Source organism: Gilliamella sp. Choc5-1 (genome assembly GCF_001690595.1).
Classification (GTDB): Bacteria; Pseudomonadota; Gammaproteobacteria; order Enterobacterales; family Orbaceae; genus Gilliamella; species Gilliamella apicola_M.
Genome location: NZ_LZHH01000123.1, coordinates 54,424 through 77,297 on the forward strand (window position 1 = coordinate 54,424; position 22,874 = coordinate 77,297).

A 22,874-nucleotide genomic window follows, 5' to 3' on the forward strand; every position below is an offset into this window, starting at 1 on the left:
CCTTAGTTAATACGACTATTAACGTTAAGAAACAAACTCATTTTATGTTTGACAATTTCCTTAACAGCTCGATTAGCCGGAATAACATTGTGCCGTAACGATTTATTCACTTCGGTATCAGCAAACTTATCTTTGGCAACTTGGGTCCAATTTACTAATAATTCAGTGCCTACATTAAATTTACGAATACCGTTATTAATTAGCTCAGGATAATCTTCTTCTTTAACGCCTGTACCGCCATGAATCACCAGTGGAATATCTACCATAGCGTGAATCTCTTTCAATAAAGGAATATTCACCTCTGTTTTTGATTTAAACTGCCCATGATTAGTACCAATGGCAACAGCCAAGGCATCAATACCCGTTGCTTTAACAAACTCTAAAGCATCATTTGGTTTAGTATAGATTCGATCATTAGGATCGACATGAATGCCCTCTTCAGTTCCCCCAATTGTACCCAACTCACCTTCGACCGACACACCGCGCGCATGTGCATACTCAACTACCGCACGGGTTTTTAAAATATTTTCTTTAAATGGTAAAGAAGAACCATCAAACATCACCGAGGTAAAGCCACTATTGATCGCTTCTTTAATATCATCAAAACTTTTTGCATGATCTAAATGCAATACAGCATCAACAATCTCTTCATTGGCAATGGCCTTTACCGCATTAACGAGCACTTTAAAACCAATATAACGTGCAGTATCAACACTAGTTTGTATAATAATTGGTGCACCAACTTCTTTCGCTGCGCGTAACATATCGGGCAACATTTCTAAATTATGCGTGTTGAACGCGCCCACGGTAAAATTGAGTTTTTGAGCTAATAATGTGACATCTTTTAGTGTGGTATACATAATAATTTCCTTTAATCTCGTTGAACTGTAACTTGTTTGGCGATATTGCGCATTGAGTCCATTTTATTCATCCAAAAATCAATATCGTGCATCGAACCATTTTGTGCTGCATCGGCACGTTTATGGTTGTACAAATTCATCAATGCTTTATAACCCTCTCCAATTGATTTTTTATGTTGTAAACTCTTTTCTAAATATTCAATTGCAAAATCAGCACGATCTAATTGACAATATAACAGTCCAGCTTTTTCGCATAATGCGGCTAAAACTACCGCATCATCAGTTTGGTCAATTTGTTGTAATAGCTGGTTAATATTTTGTTCAATTTGTTCGATTTGCTCTGATGACAGACTGCTTTTTACTTCTGACTTTTGGGTTGATAGCACTTTAGGCTGCTTTTTTTTAAAAAAGTTGAACATATTACGCTCCTAAATTAAAAGTGCTTTAATATTGGGCTTAATATCCATGCATAAAGTAACGCCACAGTCACCGTATCAACATCGGTTGCGGTTGCATTAATAAAGCCCATTTGGTTAAAGATAGTCACAAGCAATGCCGGTAACAAAGTAATAAAAAATCCATGTGCAATACCACCAATAAGTGCTCCACGACGACCTCCTACTGCATTACCAAATATGCCAGCTGTACCGCCCGCAAAAAAGTTAGTTAGCATGCCTGGTAAAATCATGGCTAATCCAAAAACTGGCAAGGTTAACATCGCAATCACCGTACCAATTGACGTAGTAATAAACCCTAAAATTACCGCATTAGGGCTATAAGGGAAAAACACCGGACAATCAAGTGCAGGTATGGCATTAGGAACAACTTTCATCGCAATGCCTCTAAATGCTGGCACAATTTCGCCGAGCAATAACCTAACGCCAGCTAATAACACATAGATGCCTACTACAAAAATAATCGCTTGCGTAAAGGCATACATCACATAATGTTGTCCACCAGACAATGTTGAAGCATATTCTTCACCAGCAAAAAGAACGGTAATAATATAAAGTGGTATCATTACCACCATGACCGATAAATAAGTATCTTGCAAAAATTCAAATGATTTAGGCAATTTCATATCTTCAATTGAATGTTTGTTTTCACCTCGTTCGCCGACCACATAGGCAACCCCTGCTTCAAACAAATAACCAATTGTACAAAAATGCCCAAGTGCTATATCATTAGAGCCAGTGACCTTTCGGATAATTGGTTGAGCAATAGCTGGCATAAATACAGCAAAAAGTGCACCAATAAGACCTCCAACAACAATTAGGGGCACCCCTGAAAGTCCAGCAAAACTTCCAAATACGGTGGTCATGGTTGCCATCCAAAGAATTGCCTGACCAGTTAAAAAGATATATTTCCAGCGTGTAAAACGAGCAATTAAAATATTAAAAATAAAAATCATCAAAAAAGTAAGGGCAATATCACGGCCTAATCCTAATTGATTCATTGCTTGCCCATTGATTGCTTCAATAGATGGAATAATCCCTTGCATATTAAAACCAGCAGTAAAAATATGACCAAAATAAGTCAAACTGCCCACAATGATACTTGACCCTGCATTAAGCACTTGAAAGCCCAATAATGTTTTAAGGCTTCCTGAAATAACTTGTCCTACTGATTTACGTTGTAAAATCAACCCAAACATAGCAATTAAGCTGATCGTTATCGAAGCTTGAGTTAAAATATTATCAATAATAAAGTTAATCACATTCATGATGTTATTCTCCTATTTCTGAATTTAAAGTAGTCCTTTTTGTTGCAAAACTGGACTTAACTTTTCATCGATTTCAGCTTTCGATACAATATTTTTGAGATAGACAATTGAGGTCTGTTCGCTAATATTAAATTTAGCAAACTGAGGGCGGAAATTTTCAGCCGTAATGATGATATCGGCGTTCATTGCCGCGGCAGATGAAATATCGGTATGATCTAACTTAGCCTCAATACCTTTGGCTTTTAGTACATCTTCGGTCGCCATTTGTGCAGCAAAACTACTGCCTAGTCCTGCACCACAAACAAATAAAATGGTTAAATTACTCATCTTCTATCCTCCTACAGGTTTAATGGTCAATCCGACTCGGGATCATTAAATAAAATTGTCTTAAATTGCTGTACCGAATGGCACATTGTTAAGCGTTCAAGTTTTTGTTCATCATTAATCAACTCAATCAAACTGCGCATAATATTGAGATGAGAAAACGAATCGATAGCTGCCAAACAAAATATAATTTTTACCGGACCCATTTCAGAATTACCAAAATCAACAGCATGACGCATGGTTACCACACTCACCCCTAATTGATTTACGCCGTCTTCAGGTCGAGCATGAGCCAAAGCTAAATTCTTGCCTATTACTATATATGGACCATATTGTTCAACGGAGCTAATCATGGCTTCGATATAGGAAGGTAAAATAAATTGTTTTTTTAATAACGGCTCAGCAGCAATTTTGATCGCTTGTCGCCAATCTGAACTATCTTGCTGCAATATGATGTCATCATCAGTAAGAATATCTTTCAACATAGGCTGAATTTTCCTTTTATTGATTTTAAGATTATTGAGCGCTAAACACTTTTCTAGTTGGTTATAGATAGGAGCAGACACAATACCGCCACTTTCTTTAATTAAATCGACAAGTGAATAAAACAGATCGGTCGCATCTACTAAATGCTTTACAACCCGTTGATTAGTGCTGTGTTTAGCTAAAAAATCAGTAATAATAGGGTGATTTTTTTCTTTTAAAATCGGTTCTAACACCAATACAGGGTGACCTGAGTGCTGTAATGGAAATGTAGAAAATATCAAATCAAAATCAAGTTGATCCAACAAAACCAGATCATTACGGCCTAAAATTGCCAAAATATCGATACTAAAAAATTCCTTGAGCGTCTGAGCAAGTAAGTTAGAAGTTGCAATGCCATGATCACATAACACTACAGCTTTAAAATAATAACTACGATCTTGATTAATTGCGCTAGCAAAAGTCGAAAAATGGATAGTTAAAAATGCGATCTCATCATCTGAAATTTTATGACTCAACGTTGTTTCAAAATCGTGCATAAAAGTGGTAATAACGGCGTGAATTTCGCTGTAGTTTTGTTTAACGCTATCGAGCAATGGATTGATAATGTGAATATTATTATTTACTCTAGCGATAAGCCCAGCTAAGTGTTTGCATAGGTTCTCGTATAATTGCTCTTGTTTGGTCGAAAATGGAATTTGTGTTTTATCTTCCACATAATTAACTAGTTTTATAGCTAATAACTGGGCATTTAACCATTCGACATAATTATTAATATCCTTGGTATTAAACGCTTCTAACATATAAATGATGTATTGTTGCTCTTGCCTGCTTATCTGCAAAGCAATCTGTTGACAAGTTAAATGAATAAACTTAGCTATTTCACCCAAATCATTATTATTAAAATCAGTTCTTATCATGGTGAGATGATGATGTTGTTGGTTTCGAACAACCCAAATAGCAGTAAAAATCACAAGTTGTTGAACATAAATTTCATCATGAATTCGATTAATAGTTTGATGAGCTAATTGCAATAATTTATGAAAAAGTGATTGAGGAATATAATTAAACAATTGCTGTTGTATTAAACTTAATTCATGTAAAGGTCTATTTAGTTCCAAATTACCTGCATACTGATTAATAGCTTCATACATCATTAAACGAATAGAGCGCTCTAAACCAATGAACTGCATACCTTGCTTCGGTTGGCTAATTAACTCAATGTCATATTTCTTTAATCGAGCCTTGATTTTACGAATATCATCATCTAAAACACTTTTCGATACAAAATATACATTTTCTTTATGGCTTAAAATGGTAGGAGAAGCAGAGAAAGCAATGGACAATAACAAATCAAACTGACGTTCATCTTTATTTAAAATCGATGAGATTGGTATGCCCAATAATGCATTATAAATTAACTGTTTTTCATCTTGTGACGCATTGATTATAAAACCTTTACTACGTACTGTTGAAATTAAAGGTAACTTTTTTTGTGTTAAAAACTGATTAATTTCCTGAATTTCGTTACGAATAGTTCGCACACTAATCTGAAATTCTTCTGACAACATTTCGACAGTAACTGGATAGTCGATTGAAATAAATTTTTTAAATACTTCAATGGTTCTTGTTCGCATAGAGTTATTCACCTATTTACTTCATAGATTAAGTATAAGTGAGATAGATTTGCTTACCTAGTTGGTATTTTTGCCAATAAAAATGGCAAAAAATTGGATGATGTCTATTTGTATCATGAAAATAAACATTTTATGAAAGAGTATAAGTAGGAATATGCTTAATAAAATTACAATTTACTGAATTAGATAACTAATTGAAAGATAATAACTTTATACTTAAACGTAGGGTTTTCCTGAAACTTTTTAACAAACGATACTTATCGGCTTATTTAGCTTTTTAAAGATGAATGAAAAATTCAAGCTAATAAAAATGATATTTAATTATATATTTTTATGACGGTTTTAACCGTATTGGCTTAACACAACATATTGATTTAATATAAAATTTAAATCGTTAGATAAGTAATACGGTTATAATTATTTAAATTAAGTTATAACAAGGGATTTTTGCCGAACAATTTCAAACAAGCATACACCAGTTGCTACCGATACATTTAGTGATGACACAATACCCGCCATTGGAATGCTGACTAATTCATCACAGTGTTCTTTGGTTAAACGACGCATGCCTTCACCTTCAGCACCCATTACCAATGCAAGTGTGGTTTGTGTTGATGTTTTATAAAAATCGGTTTGATAAAGCGTCTTATCTGCTTCGCCTGCGGTACCCACAATCCAAACTTGATACTCGTCTTGCAGCATTCGCATAGTACGTGCCAAATTGGTTACTCTAACCACAGGCACGCTTTCAGCTGCGCCACAGGCAACTTTTTGTGCGGTGGAATTTAGCGGTGCGGAGCGATCTTTTGGCACAATAATAAAATCAACCCCAGCGGCATCGGCAGTACGAATGCAAGCGCCTAAATTGTGTGGATCAGTCACACCATCTAAAATTAAAATAACTGGATTTGGCTGTTGTTCCATGAGCAAAGGTATATCATTTTCTTGATAACCTCGATTCGGCGTAACCATGGCTAAAATACCTTGGTGCACGCCGTTTTTTGACTTTTCATCTAACCATTGACGATTAGCAATTTTTACAGGCAAGCCAAGTTGTTCTAATTGACGCACAACGGCAAGAAGGCGTTTATCTTCACGCCCTTTAATAATAAATACTTCAATAATTCTTTCTGGCGAACGTGCTAATAATGCTTCAATGGCGTGCAGGCCATAAACTGTTTCACTCATTTATTTGTTACTCTTTTATTTTATTAACTATTTAGTTTTATTGGTTGATTTAGATTTACTACGTTTTTTACTTTTGGCTTTCACTTCAACTTTAGCACTTGCTTTCATGCTTGATTTAGCGTTCGATTTTGCTTTTTTGGGGTACTTGATTTAGTACTTGGTTTAGTATTTTGCTTAGTATTTGGCTTCGCGCTACTTTTTTTACTGGTTGATTTTTTGCCTTTTCGTTTTATTGGTAAATCGGCAATTTGATCGTTTTTGACTTGTTTGGACTTATCTTTTGCCGTTTTACCCAGACGTTTTGGCTTATTATTACTGCCAACCAATGAAAAATCAATTTTACGTTCTTCTGGATTAACATTATCGACTTTCACTTGCACTTTATCACCCAAACGGTAAACAAAACGCGTATTTTCACCAATTAAACGATTGCGCGAACCGTCAAACGTATAATAATCATTTTCTAGCGATGATACATGTACTAAGCCATCAATAAATAGATCGTCTAATCGCACAAAGAAACCAAAGTTTACCACGCTCGAAATCGTACCGTTAAAAACCTCGCCGACATGATCTTGCATGTAATCACATTTTAGCCAATCAACTACATCACGCACCGCTTCGTCGGCACGTCGTTCGGTCATGGAACAGTGCTCGCCAAAATAGAGCATTTCGCTAGTGGTATAACGGTAGCCACCTGTTTTACTGGTTTTTTGTTGTTCATCAGCTAAAATCCATTTAATCGCACGGTGCAAAAGTAGATCAGGATAACGACGAATTGGTGAAGTAAAATGTCCATATTCCTCAAGCGCTAAACCAAAATGGCCGCGGTTTTCAGGATCATAAATAGCCTGCTTCATGGAGCGCAAAATAACCGTTTGTAGCATATCATGATCAGGACGCGTTTCAACCACGGTCATTAATTCAGCGATATCTTTAGGTTTAGGATTAGCTCCGCCCCCAAGCGACAACCCAAGTTCGCTTAAAATACTACGCAAATTATTAATGCGATCTTCATCAGGCCTGTCATGCACACGGAATAATGAAGGAATATCTGCTTTAATCACTAATTTTGCCGCAGCCACATTGGCTAAAATCATACACTCTTCAATAATTTTATGTGCCACATTTCGCTGTGCCAGTTCAATACTTTCAATACGTTTATCGGCATTAAAAACAAATTTCGGCTCTTCTGATTCAAATCCTATCGCACCACGAATAACCCGTGCTTTATCAAGCACATTATAAAGTCCATAAAGATTTTCAAGATGAGGTACCAAATCACGGTAATGCTCACGAAGTTCTTCATCGCCCTCTAAAATCTTCGCCACTTTGGTATACGTTAACCGAGCATGTGAGTTCATTACCGCTTCATAAAATTCATACCCCGTCAAACGCCCACGATTAGACACCGTCATTTCACAAACCAAACATAAGCGATCCACTTGCGGATTTAATGAACACAGCCCATTAGATAAAACTTCAGGAAGCATAGGCACCACGCGCGACGGAAAGTAAACCGACGTACCACGCAAACAAGCCTCTTTATCTAATGCTTTACTAGGGCGAACATAATAACTCACATCCGCAATCGCCACCCATAACCGATAGCCACCACCACGATTTTTTTGGCAATAAACCGCATCATCAAAATCACGGGCATCTTCACCATCAATTGTTACCAAAGGTAATTGTCGCAAATCTCTTCGCCCTTTTTTAGCGCTTTCTGGCACTTGTTCAGTGAATTTGCTTACCTCTTTTTCAACAGCCTTTGGCAATTCATAAGGGATTTCATGATTACGTAGGGCAATATCAATGGCTAAATTTGTGCCCATCATTTCGCCAAGCACTTCTTTAATCACACCCACCGCTTTTTGACGACGCTCTGGTCGCTGTTGTAACTCAACGACTACAACCGACCCCATGCGCACGGTGCGATCGGGTTTACCTGTTATTAAAATATCAAAGTTTAAACGACTATCATCAGGCACCACAAAACCAACGCCTTGCTCGATAAAATAACGGCCAACAATTTGATTACTACGCGGCTCTAAAATTCGCACTACCCTAGCTTCGGTTTTACCTCGGTATTGCGTGCCGATAGGCTGGGCTAAAATTACATCGCCTTGTAGGACTTTTTTCATCTGTTCTGGTGCTAAAAAATAGTCCTCAGGATTACCCTCTACCCGCAAAAAGCCAAAACCATCACGGTGGGCAATAACCTTACCTTTGACCATGTCGAACTTTTCGGGCAAGGCATAACACTTACGACGTGTAAACACCACCTGACCATCGCGCTCCATAGCACGCAAACGCCGGTGCAATGCCACTTTTTGCTCATCATTTTTAATATCAACAGCTTGAGCAATTTTTTCTAAACTGGCAGGCTTTGCTTCTTGTTTAAGGTAATCTAAAATAAGCTCTCGACTGGCAATTGGGGAATCATACTTCTCGGCTTCGCGGTCAAAAAATGGGTCTTTTATCATAAAGGAATATCCTGTGACTAATATTAGCGCTAGCATAACATAGAGTGGTATAAGTTAACATCAACATTCTATTTAATAAGCAAGAATCAATGGATTATTAGCTTAGTTTTAAAAGAATATTTCAGTATCTGAGTTATAGTAAAATAATAACAGTTAGAAAAAAGGAAATAAAAAACATTAATAAAATCAATGTAATTACTAATCTGTTTTTTGTAAAAAACAAGGTCTTTTTTGTTAGTGGATACAGTGGATTGGGTGCGGTGGCTTCGGAGTGATTAAGTTATAGTTACCTTTTCTAACGGATCTTTGTCGCAACCAATAAGAAGGAACACAAAGACAATAGCGATAATCAAACGTATATTCATTTCAATTTTTCATCCATGAATTCATAGTTCTTAATCGGCTTGATGGGGATTAATGTTCTGTGTTTTACTTCACATACAGAATTATTACTTGAAACAATTATAATCTGTCCTCTTTCTAAATTAAAATCTAAAAGTGGAAATGGCTCTACGAAACCTAAAGGAGAAAATTCCCTGTCCCTGTTATCCGGAGGAAATTCGTAATAAACAACTTTTTTATTATATACATACACTACGGCATCAGAATGCTCTTGATATTTTCCATATTTCCTTTTAGGTCTTTCTACTTTTTTGACATCAATATTTTGTTCTCGCATTAATATGATATACCTTCCACCAATACTGCCACTGATTAACCAAACTTCGTCCCATTTAAAATTAGTATAATCAGATAAGGTTATGGTTTTAGGGTGATTTTCTTCTATATCTTTTAATACTTTTTCTAAAGGAGTTTTGCTACAATTGGTTAGAAATAAACACATAAGTAACAATAGTATGATTTTTTTTCATTATTTAATACTTTTTTGCTTTAGAAATGCTTTTTTTCGCTTCCCATAAACCATGTTCATGATAATAATCTAAAACTTTGCTTGCTAATTCATTATCGGTTTATTTCAATTTTTTATACATGTTTTTATATATCATTGTGAGTAAAATAATTTTTTATCATTTACACTATTTAATGTTAGGCTCTAATTTATAATAAACAGATGAAGTTCCATATCTTTTGACATTAAAAATTGCTTGATTTTTTAATAATATAATGAATTCTTTGTCAAACAAATTAAAAGTAAGAGAATAATACCAATCAATACCTCTTCCTCTACAAGGTAAATGTTCATAATACACGGCTTTTTTATTATATACATATATAATTATGTAACTTGACAATTCGCCACATGTTCCACCTAGACTATGATCTAATTCTTTTACATCTATATTTTTTTGTTTCATTATTAAAGGAAAAAATTTTGACCATATATCAGCATCGACTATCCAAACTTCGTCCCATTTAAAATTAGTATAATCAGAGAGTGTTATGGTTTTAGAATTACTTTTATCTAGATAAGTTACTGCTTTTTCTAAGGGTGTTTTGTTGCAACTGGTTAATGCTACTATTGATATAAACATTAATAATAGAATGATTTTTTTCATTATTTTGTGTTCCATGCCAATTTTGTTTTATATTCTTGTTCAGAAACACCTCCCATCCCATCAATTTTATTTGACCAACTTTGCTTTCTCTCTCTCAATACGGCTTTTACTACTAAATCATTTTTAAAATAAAGATCTAAATAAGCTAACGTTTCCGGTTCAAAATCAATATTCCATCCTTCAGATTCCTTAACACAATATATTCTTTTATTATCAGTAATTATAGTTATTGTCCCTACTTTTGCTTCCAGTAATTTTTCAACAATATCTTTTGTAGTTTTTCCTTGAAACCAATTATTTTTTATCATCAAAATTGACATATCATATCTTCTATTATCAATATTTGTATCTGATGAACCCCAAATTCTAGAATCAAGAGGTTCGCCTTCTTGGCATCCTGATAATATGAAAAATAATAATAAAAGAAGTAACTTTTTCATAATTTAATGATCCAATCATTTTTATAATAACTATAACAGTTGATTTACTCATCGCCCAAATATTAAGCAGTGTAAACCTCTATTATTTTATCGTTTTGATAATATTGTTGTTCATTTTGTATTTATATCATAGAGGAGGGTTGTGTCCACTTTTTGGGATAGGATCTTTATTTCACTTCAATTAATCATTTCCATTTTTTCCTTTTTATGTATCTACGTGGTGTTTCAAGAAAGCTAATAAAAAATACATACAATATAAAAATAAAAACAGCTGACCAGAAAAAAATAATATTTGAAAAAAAACCTTCTCCTGGCTGACTTATAATTAACAGGCTATATAAAGAAATAAAATAAAAATAAGAAAGAGCTAAACGTCGTTTACGATTTAAAGTTTTGTCATTATTGTAGTCCATTGCAATATATTCCGAAAAATAGCGCCGAATAAAACACCCAACAATAGCAAAAAAATAATAGCTAATCCATATTTCAACAGCCATGCAAATCTCCTTATTTTATAATATTACCGTCTCTATCTTTTCTATATGTTGAACCATCACTACTTTCACAGCTATAATAATCTGGTGCATCATCATTACCTATTGTGATTATCAATGAACAATTCTCGACAATTTGTCCTGTATTAATAATTGTTTCTGGCTCTTTAACAACCATGCTGACTTGTTTAGTATCTTTATTAAGTATAAAAGCTTTTTTTAACTGATTAGCTAGTTCTCTAAGAGAAATAGCATCACCAAGAATTTCCACAGTTAATAATTTCTTACTCATTTGTTTGTAAGCGTTTTCTAAATCACGGCGACCATATTTAAATAATTTAAATATTGGATTACCAAACTTATTCAGTTTCGGCACTAATTTCAACTTAGCCCCTACTGACATACTTAAATCTAAACTATCATAAGCAATATCACCAATTGAAGAATCAAAACCTAAAGACTCGGCAGCATCTTTATACCAACTTCTTAAAGGTCCATCAACGTCCATACTTCTGTTGCCGTCATCAATTTCGTTCATAACACCATTAACAATGCCAGCGGTTCCTTCATATATTCCATTTCCTCCATGCGCTATCATAGGAGCTCCAATAAGACATGACCATCCCGCAGAACAAAGTGCTAACCCAGTTTGAATCATTCCTACACCACCAAAAATAGACAAACCATTTTTCACCCATACAAGACTTTGTTCCCACAAATTATTTTCTTCAGTCTTTATTTTCTTTGCACCCTCCTCATAACTCATCTCACCATTTTCTACTTTATCAACGATATTCATAGCAAAGTTATCTACATCATCAATAAAAGCTTGTTTTATTTCGCTGTAATAAAGGTGTTTTTCGCATACTTCGTGAGCGCAGTCCATTAAGCGTTTGGCGTCTCCAATCGAATTTTTGATGTGTCGTCACTCATTTCAAGTGATGAGTCACTTTGCGTATACATCAGGTTTTGAAAGATAGGTAATGAGGTTTCTGAAGAGCTAGGCATTTTAAAACTTGCGCTTTTTGCTGATGAAGAGCTTGCAATATTCACATAAGCAAAGCTTTTAGTGGCGATAATTCGATTATTTCCTATTGGGCATCCACAAGCGACAATGCAACTATCATAGGCAGCCGGTTTACCATCTACAATACAATCATATGTTCCTTCAATAATGGAACCATATCCTTTTGTACATTTAGGACAACTTGCGTAATCGCCTAAGCATGCGATACTTTGACCTTGAGAAAAACCACTATTTGATGCAGAAATCACTTTACCACCTGTTGTCGTATCATCGCCCAACACTGCTAATAATTTGTTCACTCCCTTCCCCCATTTTTTTATTAAAAATTTAATAAGAATTGATGACCATTGCGTTAATTATTCGTTCACACCTACTATGGCGTCATTAAACGCCATAATTAATTAACTTTAGAAATTAAGATTTGTGGCCGTTTTGCTCTCGCTCAATTGCACGGTAACCAATATCATGCCGATAAAAACAACCATGCCAATAGATGTCTTTGGCTTGCTGATAAGCGCGCTGTTGTGCTTCAAGTACTGTGTTGCCAAGTGCGGTTATGCACAATACTCGTCCACCATTAGTGTAGACACGCCCTTTTTCAAAGCTAGTACCCGCATGGAAGATTTTGCAATCTTCGCTTGATTCACTAGGAATACCAAGGATGACATCTTTGGTATTATATTCGCCTGGGTAGCCACCAGCTGCAAGCACCACACCTAATGCTGGTCTTGGATCCCATTTTGATTTGACGGTGTCTAATTTGCCTTCTACCGCTGCAAGGCAAAGTTCTGCCAGATCGGATTGCATTCGCATCATAATGGGTTGTGTTTCGGGATCGCCAAATCGGCAGTTGAATTCAATAACTTTGGGATTGCCGTCTTTGTCAATCATTAAGCCAGCATATAAAAAGCCGACATAGACGTTGCCTTCTTGCGCCATGCCGTTAACGGTTGGGTAGATGATCTTATCCATTACTTTTGCAAAAACCGCATCAGTTACAACAGGAGCTGGCGAATACGCGCCCATGCCACCTGTATTTAAACCTGTATCGCCATCGCCAACACGTTTATGATCTTGGCTAGTTGCCATTGGCTCTACATGTTTGCCATCAACCATGACAATAAAGCTAGCTTCTTCACCTTCTAAGAATTCTTCAATTACAACGCGATGCCCTGCATCGCCAAAGGCGTTACCTGCTAACATGTCATGCACGGCATCTTCGGCTTCTTTTAAGGTCATGGCAACAATCACCCCTTTGCCAGCAGCTAGCCCGTCAGCTTTAATGACAATTGGGACGCCTTTTTCATGAATATAGTTAATAGCTGGAGCAACTTCGGTAAAGTTTTGATATTCTGCTGTGGGGATGTTGTGGCGAGCTAAGAAGTCTTTAGTAAAGGCTTTTGATCCTTCAAGTTGTGCAGCCGCTTTGCTTGGGCCAAAGATTTTTAATCCAGCTTTTTGGAAGCTATCAACAATGCCAATCACTAATGGGGCTTCTGGGCCAACTATAGTTAAATCAATTTGTTCTTGTTGAGCAAAACTAAGCAGTCCTCCGACGTCGGTCGCTTTGATGTTGATATTTTCTAAACTAGGTTCTAGTGAAGTACCTGCATTACCTGGTGCAACAAAGACTTTAGAGACTCGCGGTGATTGTGCAATTTTCCAAGCAAGCGCATGTTCACGCCCGCCATTACCAACGACTAAAACTTTCATAAAAGATCCTTTAACGATGTCTTTTTTAATAAAAAGATAAATATAGCTAATTTATTTTTAATAATAAGCAAAATTGCCATATTATTCATATCAAAATTAATGCCTAAAATGACGCATATCTGTAAATATCATTGCAATATTGTGTTCATTTGCCGCTTGGATCACTTCGTCATCACGAATCGAGCCACCGGGCTGAATTACACACGTTACCCCCGCTGCTGCTGCTGCATCAACCCCGTCTCGAAACGGGAAAAACGCATCTGAAGCAACAACAGAACCTGCAACTTCTAGATTTTCGTCTTGCGCTTTGATTCCAGCGATTTTGGCGGAATAAACTCGACTCATCTGTCCTGCGCCAATACCAATTGTCATGTTGTTTTTGGCATAAACGATGGCATTGGATTTAACAAATTTGGCCACTTTCCAACAAAATAAAGCATCAGACAGTTCTTGCTCTGTTGGTTTGCGTTTGGTGACGACCGTAAGCTCGTTTGGCGATACCATGCCTAAATCACGATCTTGCACTAATAAACCGCCATTAACACGCTTAAAGTCTAGACTGGCTGTTGTAGAGGTTGACCATTGGCCACATTCTAGTACTCGTACATTTTTTTTCGCTTCAATAATGGCTAATGCGTCTTGATTGACAATTGGAGCGATGATAACTTCAACAAATTGTTGTTGAACAATCGTTTGAGCCGTTGCCGCATCTAATGGGCGGTTAAAGGCAATAATGCCACCAAAGGCCGATGTGGGATCGGTTTTATAGGCATTTAGATAGGCGTTTAGGATATTGTCGCTAACCGCAACACCACAAGGGTTGGCGTGTTTGACAATTACACAAGCAGGCTGTTCAAATGATTTGACACATTCAAGCGCTGCGTCGGTGTCGGCAATGTTGTTATAAGATAGTGCTTTACCTTGCAGTTGCTTTGCCGTTGCAATCGATGCTTCGTTAGCGCCTTCTTCAATATAAAAAGCCGCTTGTTGGTGGCTGTTTTCGCCATAGCGCATGTTCTGTTTTTTTATAAATTGAAGATTTAATGTGCGTGGAAATTGTCCTGCTGGTTTGTCGGTTTCGCCCATATACGGTGGTACTTGTTGCCCAAAATAGTTGGCGATCATTCCATCATATTTGGCGGTGTGTTCAAAGGCTTTAATGGCAAGATTGAAACGATATTCAAAAGAAAGGGCGTTTTGGTTATTATCCATCATATCAATGATATGTTGATAATCACTACAATCAACCACAATGGCAACATCTTTATGATTTTTAGCAGCAGAGCGCACCATGGTTGGACCGCCAATATCGATATTTTCAATGGCGTCTTCTAATGTGCAATTTGGTTTAGCAACCGTTTTAGCAAATGGATAAAGATTGACAACCACCATATCAATCGGTGCAATTTGGTGTTGTTGCATAATGTCATCATCAATACCTCGTCTTCCTAAAATAGCACCATGAATTTTGGGGTGTAGTGTTTTGACTCGCCCATTCATCATTTCAGGAAAACCAGTATAGTCGGATACTTCGGTTACGGGTATTTGGTTGTCCATAAGTAGCTTTGCGGTTCCCCCTGTTGAAAGGAGTTCTACATTTCGTTCTGATAGGGCTTTGGCGAACTCTAAAATGCCAGTTTTGTCGGACACACTAAGTAAAGCACGGCGAATGGGTCGAAACTGCTGCATAAATGGCTCCGAAGTTAATATAAAAATCAAATTATTAAGTCGCATTATATATAAATTAAGGGAAGATGTTTAGTATTAACTTGTTAATAAAGTGAATAGAGAGTTGTCAAAATTAGGGTTAATTTGGGTATATATATTGTTAATATTAGAATTAATTTTGTTGAAAAGTTTTGGAAAGCTTCCTAGTAAGCCATATCCTCAATAAAAAACTTTAATAAAATAAATAACTTTCCTGAAGTGTTTTTAATAAAAAAACAAAAATTTTTACTAAATTTAATGAAGATTTGATTTAATTATTTCTTAAAATTAGGTAAAAAATCAGGCATAAATATGCCTGATTGATAACTTTAAAAATCTAGCGAGTTCGTTAATCATCGCTATAGCCTAAACTTCTTAACGCTCGTTCATCATCTGCCCAGCCCGCTTTGACTTTGACCCAAAGTTCTAGATGGACTTTGTTGTCAAAGAATGATTGCATGTCTTTACGCGCTTCAATACCAATTTTTTTAATTTTTTCGCCTTTGTTACCAATGACCATTTTCTTTTGTCCGTCACGCTCAACTAAGATTAGTCCGTTAATGCGGTACATTCCATTACGTTCGTCAACTTTAAATTGTTCAATTTCAACCGTTACTGAATAAGGTAATTCATCACCTAAAAAACGCATAAGTTTTTCACGGATAATTTCTGATGCCATAAAGCGTTGTGAACGGTCGGTAATGTAATCTTCAGGGAAATGGTGTTCGCCTTCTGGTAAGTGTTTTTTGACGATATCTTTGATGATATCAACGCCTTCACCTTTTTCGGCGCTGATTGGCACCACATCAAGGAAGTTAACTTTTTGGCTGATTGCTTGAATATGAGGTAATAGTTGTGTTTTGTCAGTGACGTTATCGATTTTATTAATGACTAATAATACTGGACATTTGCAGTTTTTGAGTTTGTTGGCAACCATTTCATCATCGTCATTCCAATGAGTCCCTTCAACAACAAAAATCACAAGTTCAACATCCCCAATTGAGCTACTTGCCGCTCGGTTCATTAGGCGATTGATGGCTCTTTTTTCTTCAATGTGCAGCCCAGGAGTGTCGATATAGATAATTTGGTCGTTATTTTGCGTGTCAATACCGATAATACGGTGCCTTGTTGTTTGCGCTTTGCGCGAGGTAATGGAAATCTTTTGACCAAGCAATTGGTTTAATAGCGTTGATTTACCTACATTTGGTCGCCCCACAATGGCGACAAATCCACAATGTTGTGTTGTTTCTGTCATTTTATACCTAGTTGGTTGAGTGCTTCTTGTGCTGCTATTTGTTCTGCTTTTCGGCGACTTAAACCACGACCTAAATATTCGCGGTCGTCATTGTCGATTTTGCACTGAATTAAGAATTCTTGTTCGTGATTATCACCAGTGATTTCAACAATAAGATAACATGGGCGTGGTCGATGAGTCCCTTGTAAATATTCTTGTAATTTTGTTTTGGCATCTTTTTGTTTTATCCCAGGTTGAATTTGGGTTAAGCGAGTTTGGTACCACGATAAAATTAATTGACGAATTGTGTCGATGTTGCTATCTAAGTAAATGGCGCCAATAATGGCTTCAACGGCATCAGAAATAATCGATTCCCGACGAAACCCACCACTTTTTAGCTCGCCTTGTCCCAAAATAAGGTCATCGCCCAATTTAAAATCTTTGCCTATTTCGGCAAGTGTTTGACCACAAACAAGCGTGGCTCGCATTTGGCTTAGATCACCTTCATCTTGTTTGAAAAAACGGTGATATAGCTCATCAGCAATAACAAAACTTAAGATTGAATCCCCGAGGAACTCTAAACGTTCGTTATGCTTTTTATTCGCGCTTCGGTGAGTGAGCGCTAATTCAAGTAGTGATAGATCTTGAAACTGATAGCCGATCGATTGTTGAATTTGACTAAATTTTTTCATAATTATAATTTTTAATGTATCCCACCAATACGACTAAAGCGAATCCCTGTTGGCCATTCGTCTGGTTGTTTTTCAAAGCTGATCCAAATCGCAGTTGCTTTCCCCACAAAGTTACCTTCAGGTACAAAACCAAAGTATCGACTGTCACCGCTGTTGTCACGGTTGTCACCCATCATAAAGTAGTGACCTTGTGGTACCACCCAAGTGGCTGTTGGTTGATCTTTTTGGCGGTAATAATTTGGATCCTCTTGCGATCCTTGTGTAATCAAAATGTCGTGCGGTTTGTCACCTAACGTTTCTTGTTGAATGTTCATATTCAATGTTACAACACTATCTGAGTCAATAATACCTTTATCAGCATATTGCTGTAAGGTGTAAAAGCTTGGCGAAGTTTTAAATTGCTCATAAACCACTTTCCAGTTGCTTGTTTTTGGTTCGCTGTAATGCAAGTCAAGTGGCTGTGATTGCTGGCCTTTACAATCAGTATCCGTTGTTTGGCACGCTGGATAAATTACAATTTTCTTTTCTTTAACTAGATAGACGACTTTGTCACCAGGTAAACCAACCACACGTTTAATCAGATCCATTTGTGGAATATTTGGATGTTTAAACACTGCTACATCACCACGTTTAGGGCGCCCTGTTGGGATGATGACAGTGTTAGTAATAGGATCACGCAAGCCATAAGCGTATTTTTCAACCGCAATAAAATCGCCAATTAGTAACGTTTGCATCATTGAACCAGATGGGATTTGAAACGGTTCATATATGAACGAACGAATGACAAATACGACAAATAAAACAGGGAAAAACGATGCCAAATTTTCAACCCATCCTTTGGGTTTACCCACTTCGGCAAGAATCTTTCCGTCAACCTCGCCATTGCTTTGGGTGCGGATTTCTTCTACTTTACGCTGTCTTGCTGGTTTCCATTTAAATTTTTCTAAAAACCAAAAGATCCCAGTAATGAGTGTTGCTGTTGCTAATATGATGGCAAATGTTCCAGCCATTTTGTTTCCTCTTTAAATAAATCTTTTTATTGATTTGTTTTTAATTAGTTAATCTTTTCCTACATGCAAAATCGCTAAAAATGCTTCTTGTGGTAATTCAACATTACCAACTTGTTTCATGCGTTTTTTACCTTCTTTTTGCTTCTGTAAAAGTTTCTTTTTACGACTTACGTCACCCCCATAACATTTGGCTAATACGTTTTTGCGTAGTTGTTTTACGGTTGATCGAGCTATAACATGATTGCCAATAGCCGCTTGTATAGCAATATCAAACAGTTGACGAGGAATAAGATCTTTCATTTTTTCAACTAATTCCCGTCCACGATATGGTGCGTTGTCTTTGTGGGTAATTAAAGCTAATGCGTCAACACGTTCACCGTTAATTAATACATCCAATCTTACCATGTCGGCAGCTTGGAATCGTTTAAAGCTGTAGTCTAATGAGGCATACCCGCGCGAAGTTGATTTTAGTTTGTCAAAAAAGTCTAATACGACTTCGGTCATTGGTATTTCGTATGTTAAGGCTACTTGGTTTCCATGATAAACCATGTTGGTTTGCACACCACGTTTTTCAACACAGAGTGTGATGACGTTGCCTAAATAAGTTTGCGGAACTAATATGTTACATTCTGCTATTGGTTCGCGTAATTCTTGAATGTTATTTACTGCTGGTAACTTAGCAGGGCTATCAACATAAATAATGTCATTGGATGTGGTTAGCACTTCATAAACAACCGTTGGTGCAGTAGTTATAAGATCGAGGTTGTATTCACGCTCTAAACGCTCTTGGATAATTTCCATATGCAATAAACCAAGAAAACCACAGCGGAATCCAAATCCTAATGCCCCTGAATTTTCAGGTTCATAAAATAACGAGGCATCGTTTAAACTTAATTTGCCAAGCGCATCACGAAAAGCTTCATAATCGTCAGAGCTGGTTGGGAATAACCCTGCATAAACTTGTGGTTTGACCTTTTTAAAGCCTGGTAATGGTTCTTGTGCTGGAGCTTTTGCTAAAGTTAAAGTATCCCCTACTGGCGCACCTAAGATATCTTTGATAGCACAAACAACCCAACCCACTTCACCACAATGCAGGCATTGTTTATCAACTTGTTTAGGCGTAAATATACCAAGTCGATCAACGTTGTATGTCATACCTGTACTCATTACTTTGATCTTATCACCTTTGTTTAATTCACCATTTTTGATGCGAATTAATGAAACTACACCTAAGTAATTATCAAACCATGAATCAATAATAAGTGCTTGTAATGGCGCATTTGAGTCGCCTTCTGGTGGTGGAATGTCGTTGACAAGTTGTTCAAGAACATCAGTCACGCCAACGCCTGTTTTAGCTGAACAGCGAACAGCATTACTTGCATCAATGCCGACAATGTCTTCGATTTCGGCCGCAACGCGCTCTGGTTCAGCTGCGGGTAAATCAATTTTGTTTAGAACTGGTACAACTTCAAGATCCATGTCTAAAGCGGTATAGCAGTTTGCTAGTGTTTGTGCTTCAACGCCTTGCCCTGCATCGACAACTAATAATGCGCCTTCACAAGCGGCAAGCGAGCGCGATACTTCATACGAAAAGTCAACATGACCTGGTGTGTCGATAAAATTGAGCTGATAGGTTTCGCCATTTTTAGCATGATAATCAAGCGTAACACTTTGTGCTTTGATGGTGATACCTCGCTCACGCTCAAGATCCATTGAGTCGAGCACTTGGGCTTCCATTTCACGATCTGAAAGTCCACCACAAATTTGAATTATGCGGTCTGAAAGCGTTGATTTACCATGGTCAATATGGGCAATAATCGAAAAATTGCGGATATTTTTATTCATATTAATAATATTATAATGAGTATCTTGGTTATTAATGGTTAACTATCTAAAATGCTTTTGGTTATTACCAACATTGCTAATAAGTACATAGTCATAAAGGAAACATTTTACACATTTATCACTGCTAAGCATAGCGTTATCGAGAAGTTTGCACTTATTTCTGGATAATATTTTGTGCTATACGTTCAAGCGTGGTATGCGGTAAATTACCAATGATGATAATATTTTTGTGTCCCAAGTTAGTTGAATAAATAGTGCGTCCACCTTGTTGGATAATTTGATGTGATTGTTTAGCTTGTTCAGAAGAAATATTAACTGTAAATGAAAATACACCATCTGAAAACAATTTAGTTGCAATATCAGAGTTGTAAAAATTCAAATTATAAGCAGCTATTTCCTTAAACCCTTTAGGTAACCACGCTAATCGCCATTGATCAAACGCACTATCTTGCTTTTCGATCGATAATAAAACAGGATAGGTTCGATTGTTGATATAATCTAGCTGTTTTTTCTTATCAAAATTTTTATCTAGCTGGATCACTTTTATCTGATTAATAATGTTGTTATTTTGATCTAATAAATCAACTCTGATCGGCAAATAGGTTTGATCATCAATCCAGATCAGGTAGCTATAACGATCCTTTTCTTTAGCGATGATTTTTACCTGTTGTGCACTGCGATTTGCCGTTCTTGCTTTGCCTAATAGAATAAAATCGTAAAATTCGCTTAGATCATTAAAATTATTATAAATCACATCAGGAAAAGCCTCGATGATGCGTGGGCTTGTGATCGAAAACGAGGGGCTATCAGGTTGAAAGTAACTCGTTACACCATTATGCAAGATGATCTCTTTATTTGGACCTTCAAGATAGCGTAGGCAGGCATTAATGTCATTTTTGTTTGCTGCGCCTAAATGGCTATATTCAAATGTAGTTGCATATTGATCTTTATCTTCAAATAAAAAGTGAATATGGTAATTTTGTGTTTGAGCTGCATGATGCATTTTATTTAATAGCGTTAAGGCATCATCAGTATCATTAGCGTAAATGGATGCTGAAAAAAACACAAAAAACAGAGTGAAAATAAAATTTCTACTCTGTTTTATAAAATGTGGTACAAAATAATAAGGTAATTTCATTTCCAATTAGTGAGCATTTAGTCTTTTTTGTAATTCATAATCTTGTACAAGCAATCTGATTTTGTCGTATTGTCGCTCTTCAAGCTGTTGCTGATCATTTTGCTGATGAATTCCACCTACTGGCGCAATATTAACACCGACAGGAACAGTGTTTAATGTAGGGATGCCATTTGCATTATCCGTTTGGCTTTGCTGATATTGAACACCGGCAATAATGCCAAGCGTGACACATGCAGCAAGCCCAACTTGGCTGGCTTTAGCAAAAAAGTCTTTAACGTGAATCCAAATTAAGTTTTCAGTTTTTGGTTGTGTGGTTGTTTTGATATTTGGCTGATCTGTTAGATTATTGTATAAATCTTCACTTGCAATAGCTTGAGCAATTTGCTTAGAGATATCTAACGTTAATGCGCTACTATGCAACTCACCTCGCATTGCTTCTCTTACAATATGATAGCGGTGCCAGCATGATTGTAAACTTTCATTATGCGATACTTCATCAATAATATGATCGTTTGTGAATTCGCCATCCATAAGTAATGAAAGTTGCTCTTTCTGTTCAATTTGCATAGTAGATACCTTAAATTTATGACTACTTTTTATCAATTTGTTTGTAGCCATTAACCGAGTAATGGTTTTAGTTTTTCATCTATTGCTTCACGCGCTCTAAAGATACGTGATCGCACTGTTCCAACGGGTGTATCCATAATGTCAGCGATCTCTTCGTAGCTTAAGCCATCAATTTCACGCAATGTAATTGCAGTTTTTAAATCATCTGGCAGAGCTTCAATCGTTGCAAATACGGTCTTTTTTACTTCGTCTGAAAGTGCTAAATTTTCAGGATTATCAAGATCTCTTAATGAATCGGCACCTTCATAACTTTCTGCTTCGCTAGCGTCAATGTCTGATGCTGGCGGCCTTCGTCCTTGAGAGGTTAAGTAATTTTTAGCCGTATTAACTGCAATACGATACAACCATGTGTAAAAAACACTTTCACCTTTAAAAAGACTTAATGAACGATATGCCTTAATAAAAGTTTCTTGCACAACATCAGGAACTTCAGACGCTAATACATAACGAGAAACTAAATGAGCTAATTTATTTTGATAACGAACCACAAGTAAATTAAATGCGTTTTTGTCACCATTGACAACGCGATCTACGAGTACTTGGTCTGTTACTTGCTCCCCCATTAAAGGCCATTCCTTATTATGTTAATAACTGTCAATCGGCCCAAATTTGTGCACACAAACAGTTAGATTCTTAAATTTAAAAAAAGTTCCCATTATTTTAATAGAAATTTAATTATTTTACTTATTAATTGTAAATTTTTATCTTTTTTATACTAAAACACATGCT

General features: G+C 36.4%; 22 protein-coding genes. All 22 read right to left on the minus strand.

Annotated elements, in window-relative coordinates; genetic code table 11:
- Nucleotides 1–2: 2 nt before the first annotated feature.
- The 22 genes from A9G35_RS12275 to rpoE all read right to left on the minus strand — a co-directional run bounded on the left by A9G35_RS12275 (nucleotide 3) and on the right by rpoE (nucleotide 22,708).
- Entirely contained in the window at nucleotides 3–860 is an 858-nt protein-coding gene (locus A9G35_RS12275; RefSeq protein ID WP_065637108.1) for a class II fructose-bisphosphate aldolase, read from the minus strand.
- 11 nt (nucleotides 861–871) lie between these two features.
- Nucleotides 872–1,279 carry a hypothetical protein gene (locus tag A9G35_RS12280; RefSeq protein WP_065637109.1) on the minus strand — a complete coding sequence of 136 codons (408 nt, stop codon included), beginning with the start codon at nucleotides 1,277–1,279 and terminating at the stop codon, nucleotides 872–874.
- A 14-nt stretch (nucleotides 1,280–1,293) separates the two neighbouring features.
- A complete protein-coding gene (locus tag A9G35_RS12285; protein WP_065637110.1) occupies nucleotides 1,294–2,583 on the minus strand; it encodes a PTS sugar transporter subunit IIC in 1,290 nt (429 codons plus the stop codon).
- A gap of 24 nt (nucleotides 2,584–2,607) precedes the next feature.
- Nucleotides 2,608–2,910: a PTS sugar transporter subunit IIB gene (locus A9G35_RS12290; protein WP_065637111.1), complete on the minus strand. Its 303-nt coding sequence runs from the start codon at nucleotides 2,908–2,910 to the stop codon at nucleotides 2,608–2,610.
- Nucleotides 2,911–2,936: 26 nt separating this feature from the next.
- Nucleotides 2,937–5,027, minus strand: a complete 2,091-nt coding sequence (locus A9G35_RS12295) for a BglG family transcription antiterminator (protein WP_065637112.1) — start codon at nucleotides 5,025–5,027, stop codon at nucleotides 2,937–2,939.
- A 426-nt stretch (nucleotides 5,028–5,453) separates the two neighbouring features.
- A complete protein-coding gene (gene rlmB, locus A9G35_RS12300) occupies nucleotides 5,454–6,215 on the minus strand; it encodes a 23S rRNA (guanosine(2251)-2'-O)-methyltransferase RlmB (protein ID WP_065637113.1) in 762 nt (253 codons plus the stop codon).
- A 104-nt stretch (nucleotides 6,216–6,319) separates the two neighbouring features.
- Nucleotides 6,320–8,701, minus strand: coding sequence for a ribonuclease R (gene rnr / locus A9G35_RS12305; protein WP_218057284.1), 2,382 nt, complete (start codon nucleotides 8,699–8,701; stop codon nucleotides 6,320–6,322).
- A 361-nt stretch (nucleotides 8,702–9,062) separates the two neighbouring features.
- Nucleotides 9,063–9,545, minus strand: coding sequence for a hypothetical protein (locus A9G35_RS12310; RefSeq protein ID WP_065637114.1), 483 nt, complete (start codon nucleotides 9,543–9,545; stop codon nucleotides 9,063–9,065).
- A 193-nt stretch (nucleotides 9,546–9,738) separates the two neighbouring features.
- A complete protein-coding gene (locus tag A9G35_RS12315) occupies nucleotides 9,739–10,218 on the minus strand; it encodes a hypothetical protein (RefSeq protein ID WP_141673881.1) in 480 nt (159 codons plus the stop codon).
- Nucleotides 10,218–10,658: a hypothetical protein gene (locus A9G35_RS12320; protein ID WP_065637116.1), complete on the minus strand. Its 441-nt coding sequence runs from the start codon at nucleotides 10,656–10,658 to the stop codon at nucleotides 10,218–10,220. Before A9G35_RS12320 ends, A9G35_RS12315 begins: the two co-directional genes overlap by 1 nt.
- 185 nt (nucleotides 10,659–10,843) lie before the next feature.
- The gene (locus tag A9G35_RS12325) at nucleotides 10,844–11,155 is read right to left on the minus strand and encodes a hypothetical protein (protein WP_065637117.1); all 312 of its coding nucleotides are present in this window, start codon (nucleotides 11,153–11,155) and stop codon (nucleotides 10,844–10,846) included.
- 10 nt (nucleotides 11,156–11,165) lie between these two features.
- The gene (locus A9G35_RS12330) at nucleotides 11,166–12,038 is read right to left on the minus strand and encodes a DUF4225 domain-containing protein (protein WP_065637118.1); all 873 of its coding nucleotides are present in this window, start codon (nucleotides 12,036–12,038) and stop codon (nucleotides 11,166–11,168) included.
- Nucleotides 12,038–12,478 carry a PAAR domain-containing protein gene (locus tag A9G35_RS12335; RefSeq protein WP_065637119.1) on the minus strand — a complete coding sequence of 147 codons (441 nt, stop codon included), beginning with the start codon at nucleotides 12,476–12,478 and terminating at the stop codon, nucleotides 12,038–12,040. Before A9G35_RS12335 ends, A9G35_RS12330 begins: the two co-directional genes overlap by 1 nt.
- Before the next feature lie 115 nt (nucleotides 12,479–12,593).
- Nucleotides 12,594–13,892 (minus strand): phosphoribosylamine--glycine ligase, encoded by a 1,299-nt coding sequence (purD, locus tag A9G35_RS12340; protein WP_065637120.1) that lies wholly within the window; start codon nucleotides 13,890–13,892, stop codon nucleotides 12,594–12,596.
- 96 nt (nucleotides 13,893–13,988) lie between these two features.
- Nucleotides 13,989–15,581: a bifunctional phosphoribosylaminoimidazolecarboxamide formyltransferase/IMP cyclohydrolase gene (gene purH, locus A9G35_RS12345; RefSeq protein ID WP_065637121.1), complete on the minus strand. Its 1,593-nt coding sequence runs from the start codon at nucleotides 15,579–15,581 to the stop codon at nucleotides 13,989–13,991.
- A gap of 367 nt (nucleotides 15,582–15,948) precedes the next feature.
- Nucleotides 15,949–16,854 (minus strand): GTPase Era, encoded by a 906-nt coding sequence (era, locus tag A9G35_RS12350; RefSeq protein WP_065637122.1) that lies wholly within the window; start codon nucleotides 16,852–16,854, stop codon nucleotides 15,949–15,951.
- Nucleotides 16,851–17,525 (minus strand): ribonuclease III, encoded by a 675-nt coding sequence (gene rnc / locus A9G35_RS12355; RefSeq protein WP_065637123.1) that lies wholly within the window; start codon nucleotides 17,523–17,525, stop codon nucleotides 16,851–16,853. Before rnc ends, era begins: the two co-directional genes overlap by 4 nt.
- Before the next feature lie 11 nt (nucleotides 17,526–17,536).
- Nucleotides 17,537–18,535, minus strand: a complete 999-nt coding sequence (gene lepB / locus A9G35_RS12360; protein ID WP_065637124.1) for a signal peptidase I — start codon at nucleotides 18,533–18,535, stop codon at nucleotides 17,537–17,539.
- A 48-nt stretch (nucleotides 18,536–18,583) separates the two neighbouring features.
- A complete protein-coding gene (gene lepA, locus A9G35_RS12365; RefSeq protein ID WP_065637125.1) occupies nucleotides 18,584–20,380 on the minus strand; it encodes a translation elongation factor 4 in 1,797 nt (598 codons plus the stop codon).
- A gap of 154 nt (nucleotides 20,381–20,534) precedes the next feature.
- On the minus strand, nucleotides 20,535–21,446 hold the full coding sequence (locus A9G35_RS12370; RefSeq protein ID WP_218057285.1) for a MucB/RseB C-terminal domain-containing protein: 912 nt from the start codon (nucleotides 21,444–21,446) through the stop codon (nucleotides 20,535–20,537).
- Nucleotides 21,447–21,524: 78 nt separating this feature from the next.
- Entirely contained in the window at nucleotides 21,525–22,085 is a 561-nt protein-coding gene (locus A9G35_RS12375; protein ID WP_065637127.1) for an RseA family anti-sigma factor, read from the minus strand.
- 50 nt (nucleotides 22,086–22,135) lie between these two features.
- The gene (gene rpoE, locus A9G35_RS12380) at nucleotides 22,136–22,708 is read right to left on the minus strand and encodes an RNA polymerase sigma factor RpoE (RefSeq protein WP_065637128.1); all 573 of its coding nucleotides are present in this window, start codon (nucleotides 22,706–22,708) and stop codon (nucleotides 22,136–22,138) included.
- Nucleotides 22,709–22,874: the final 166 nt, after the last annotated feature.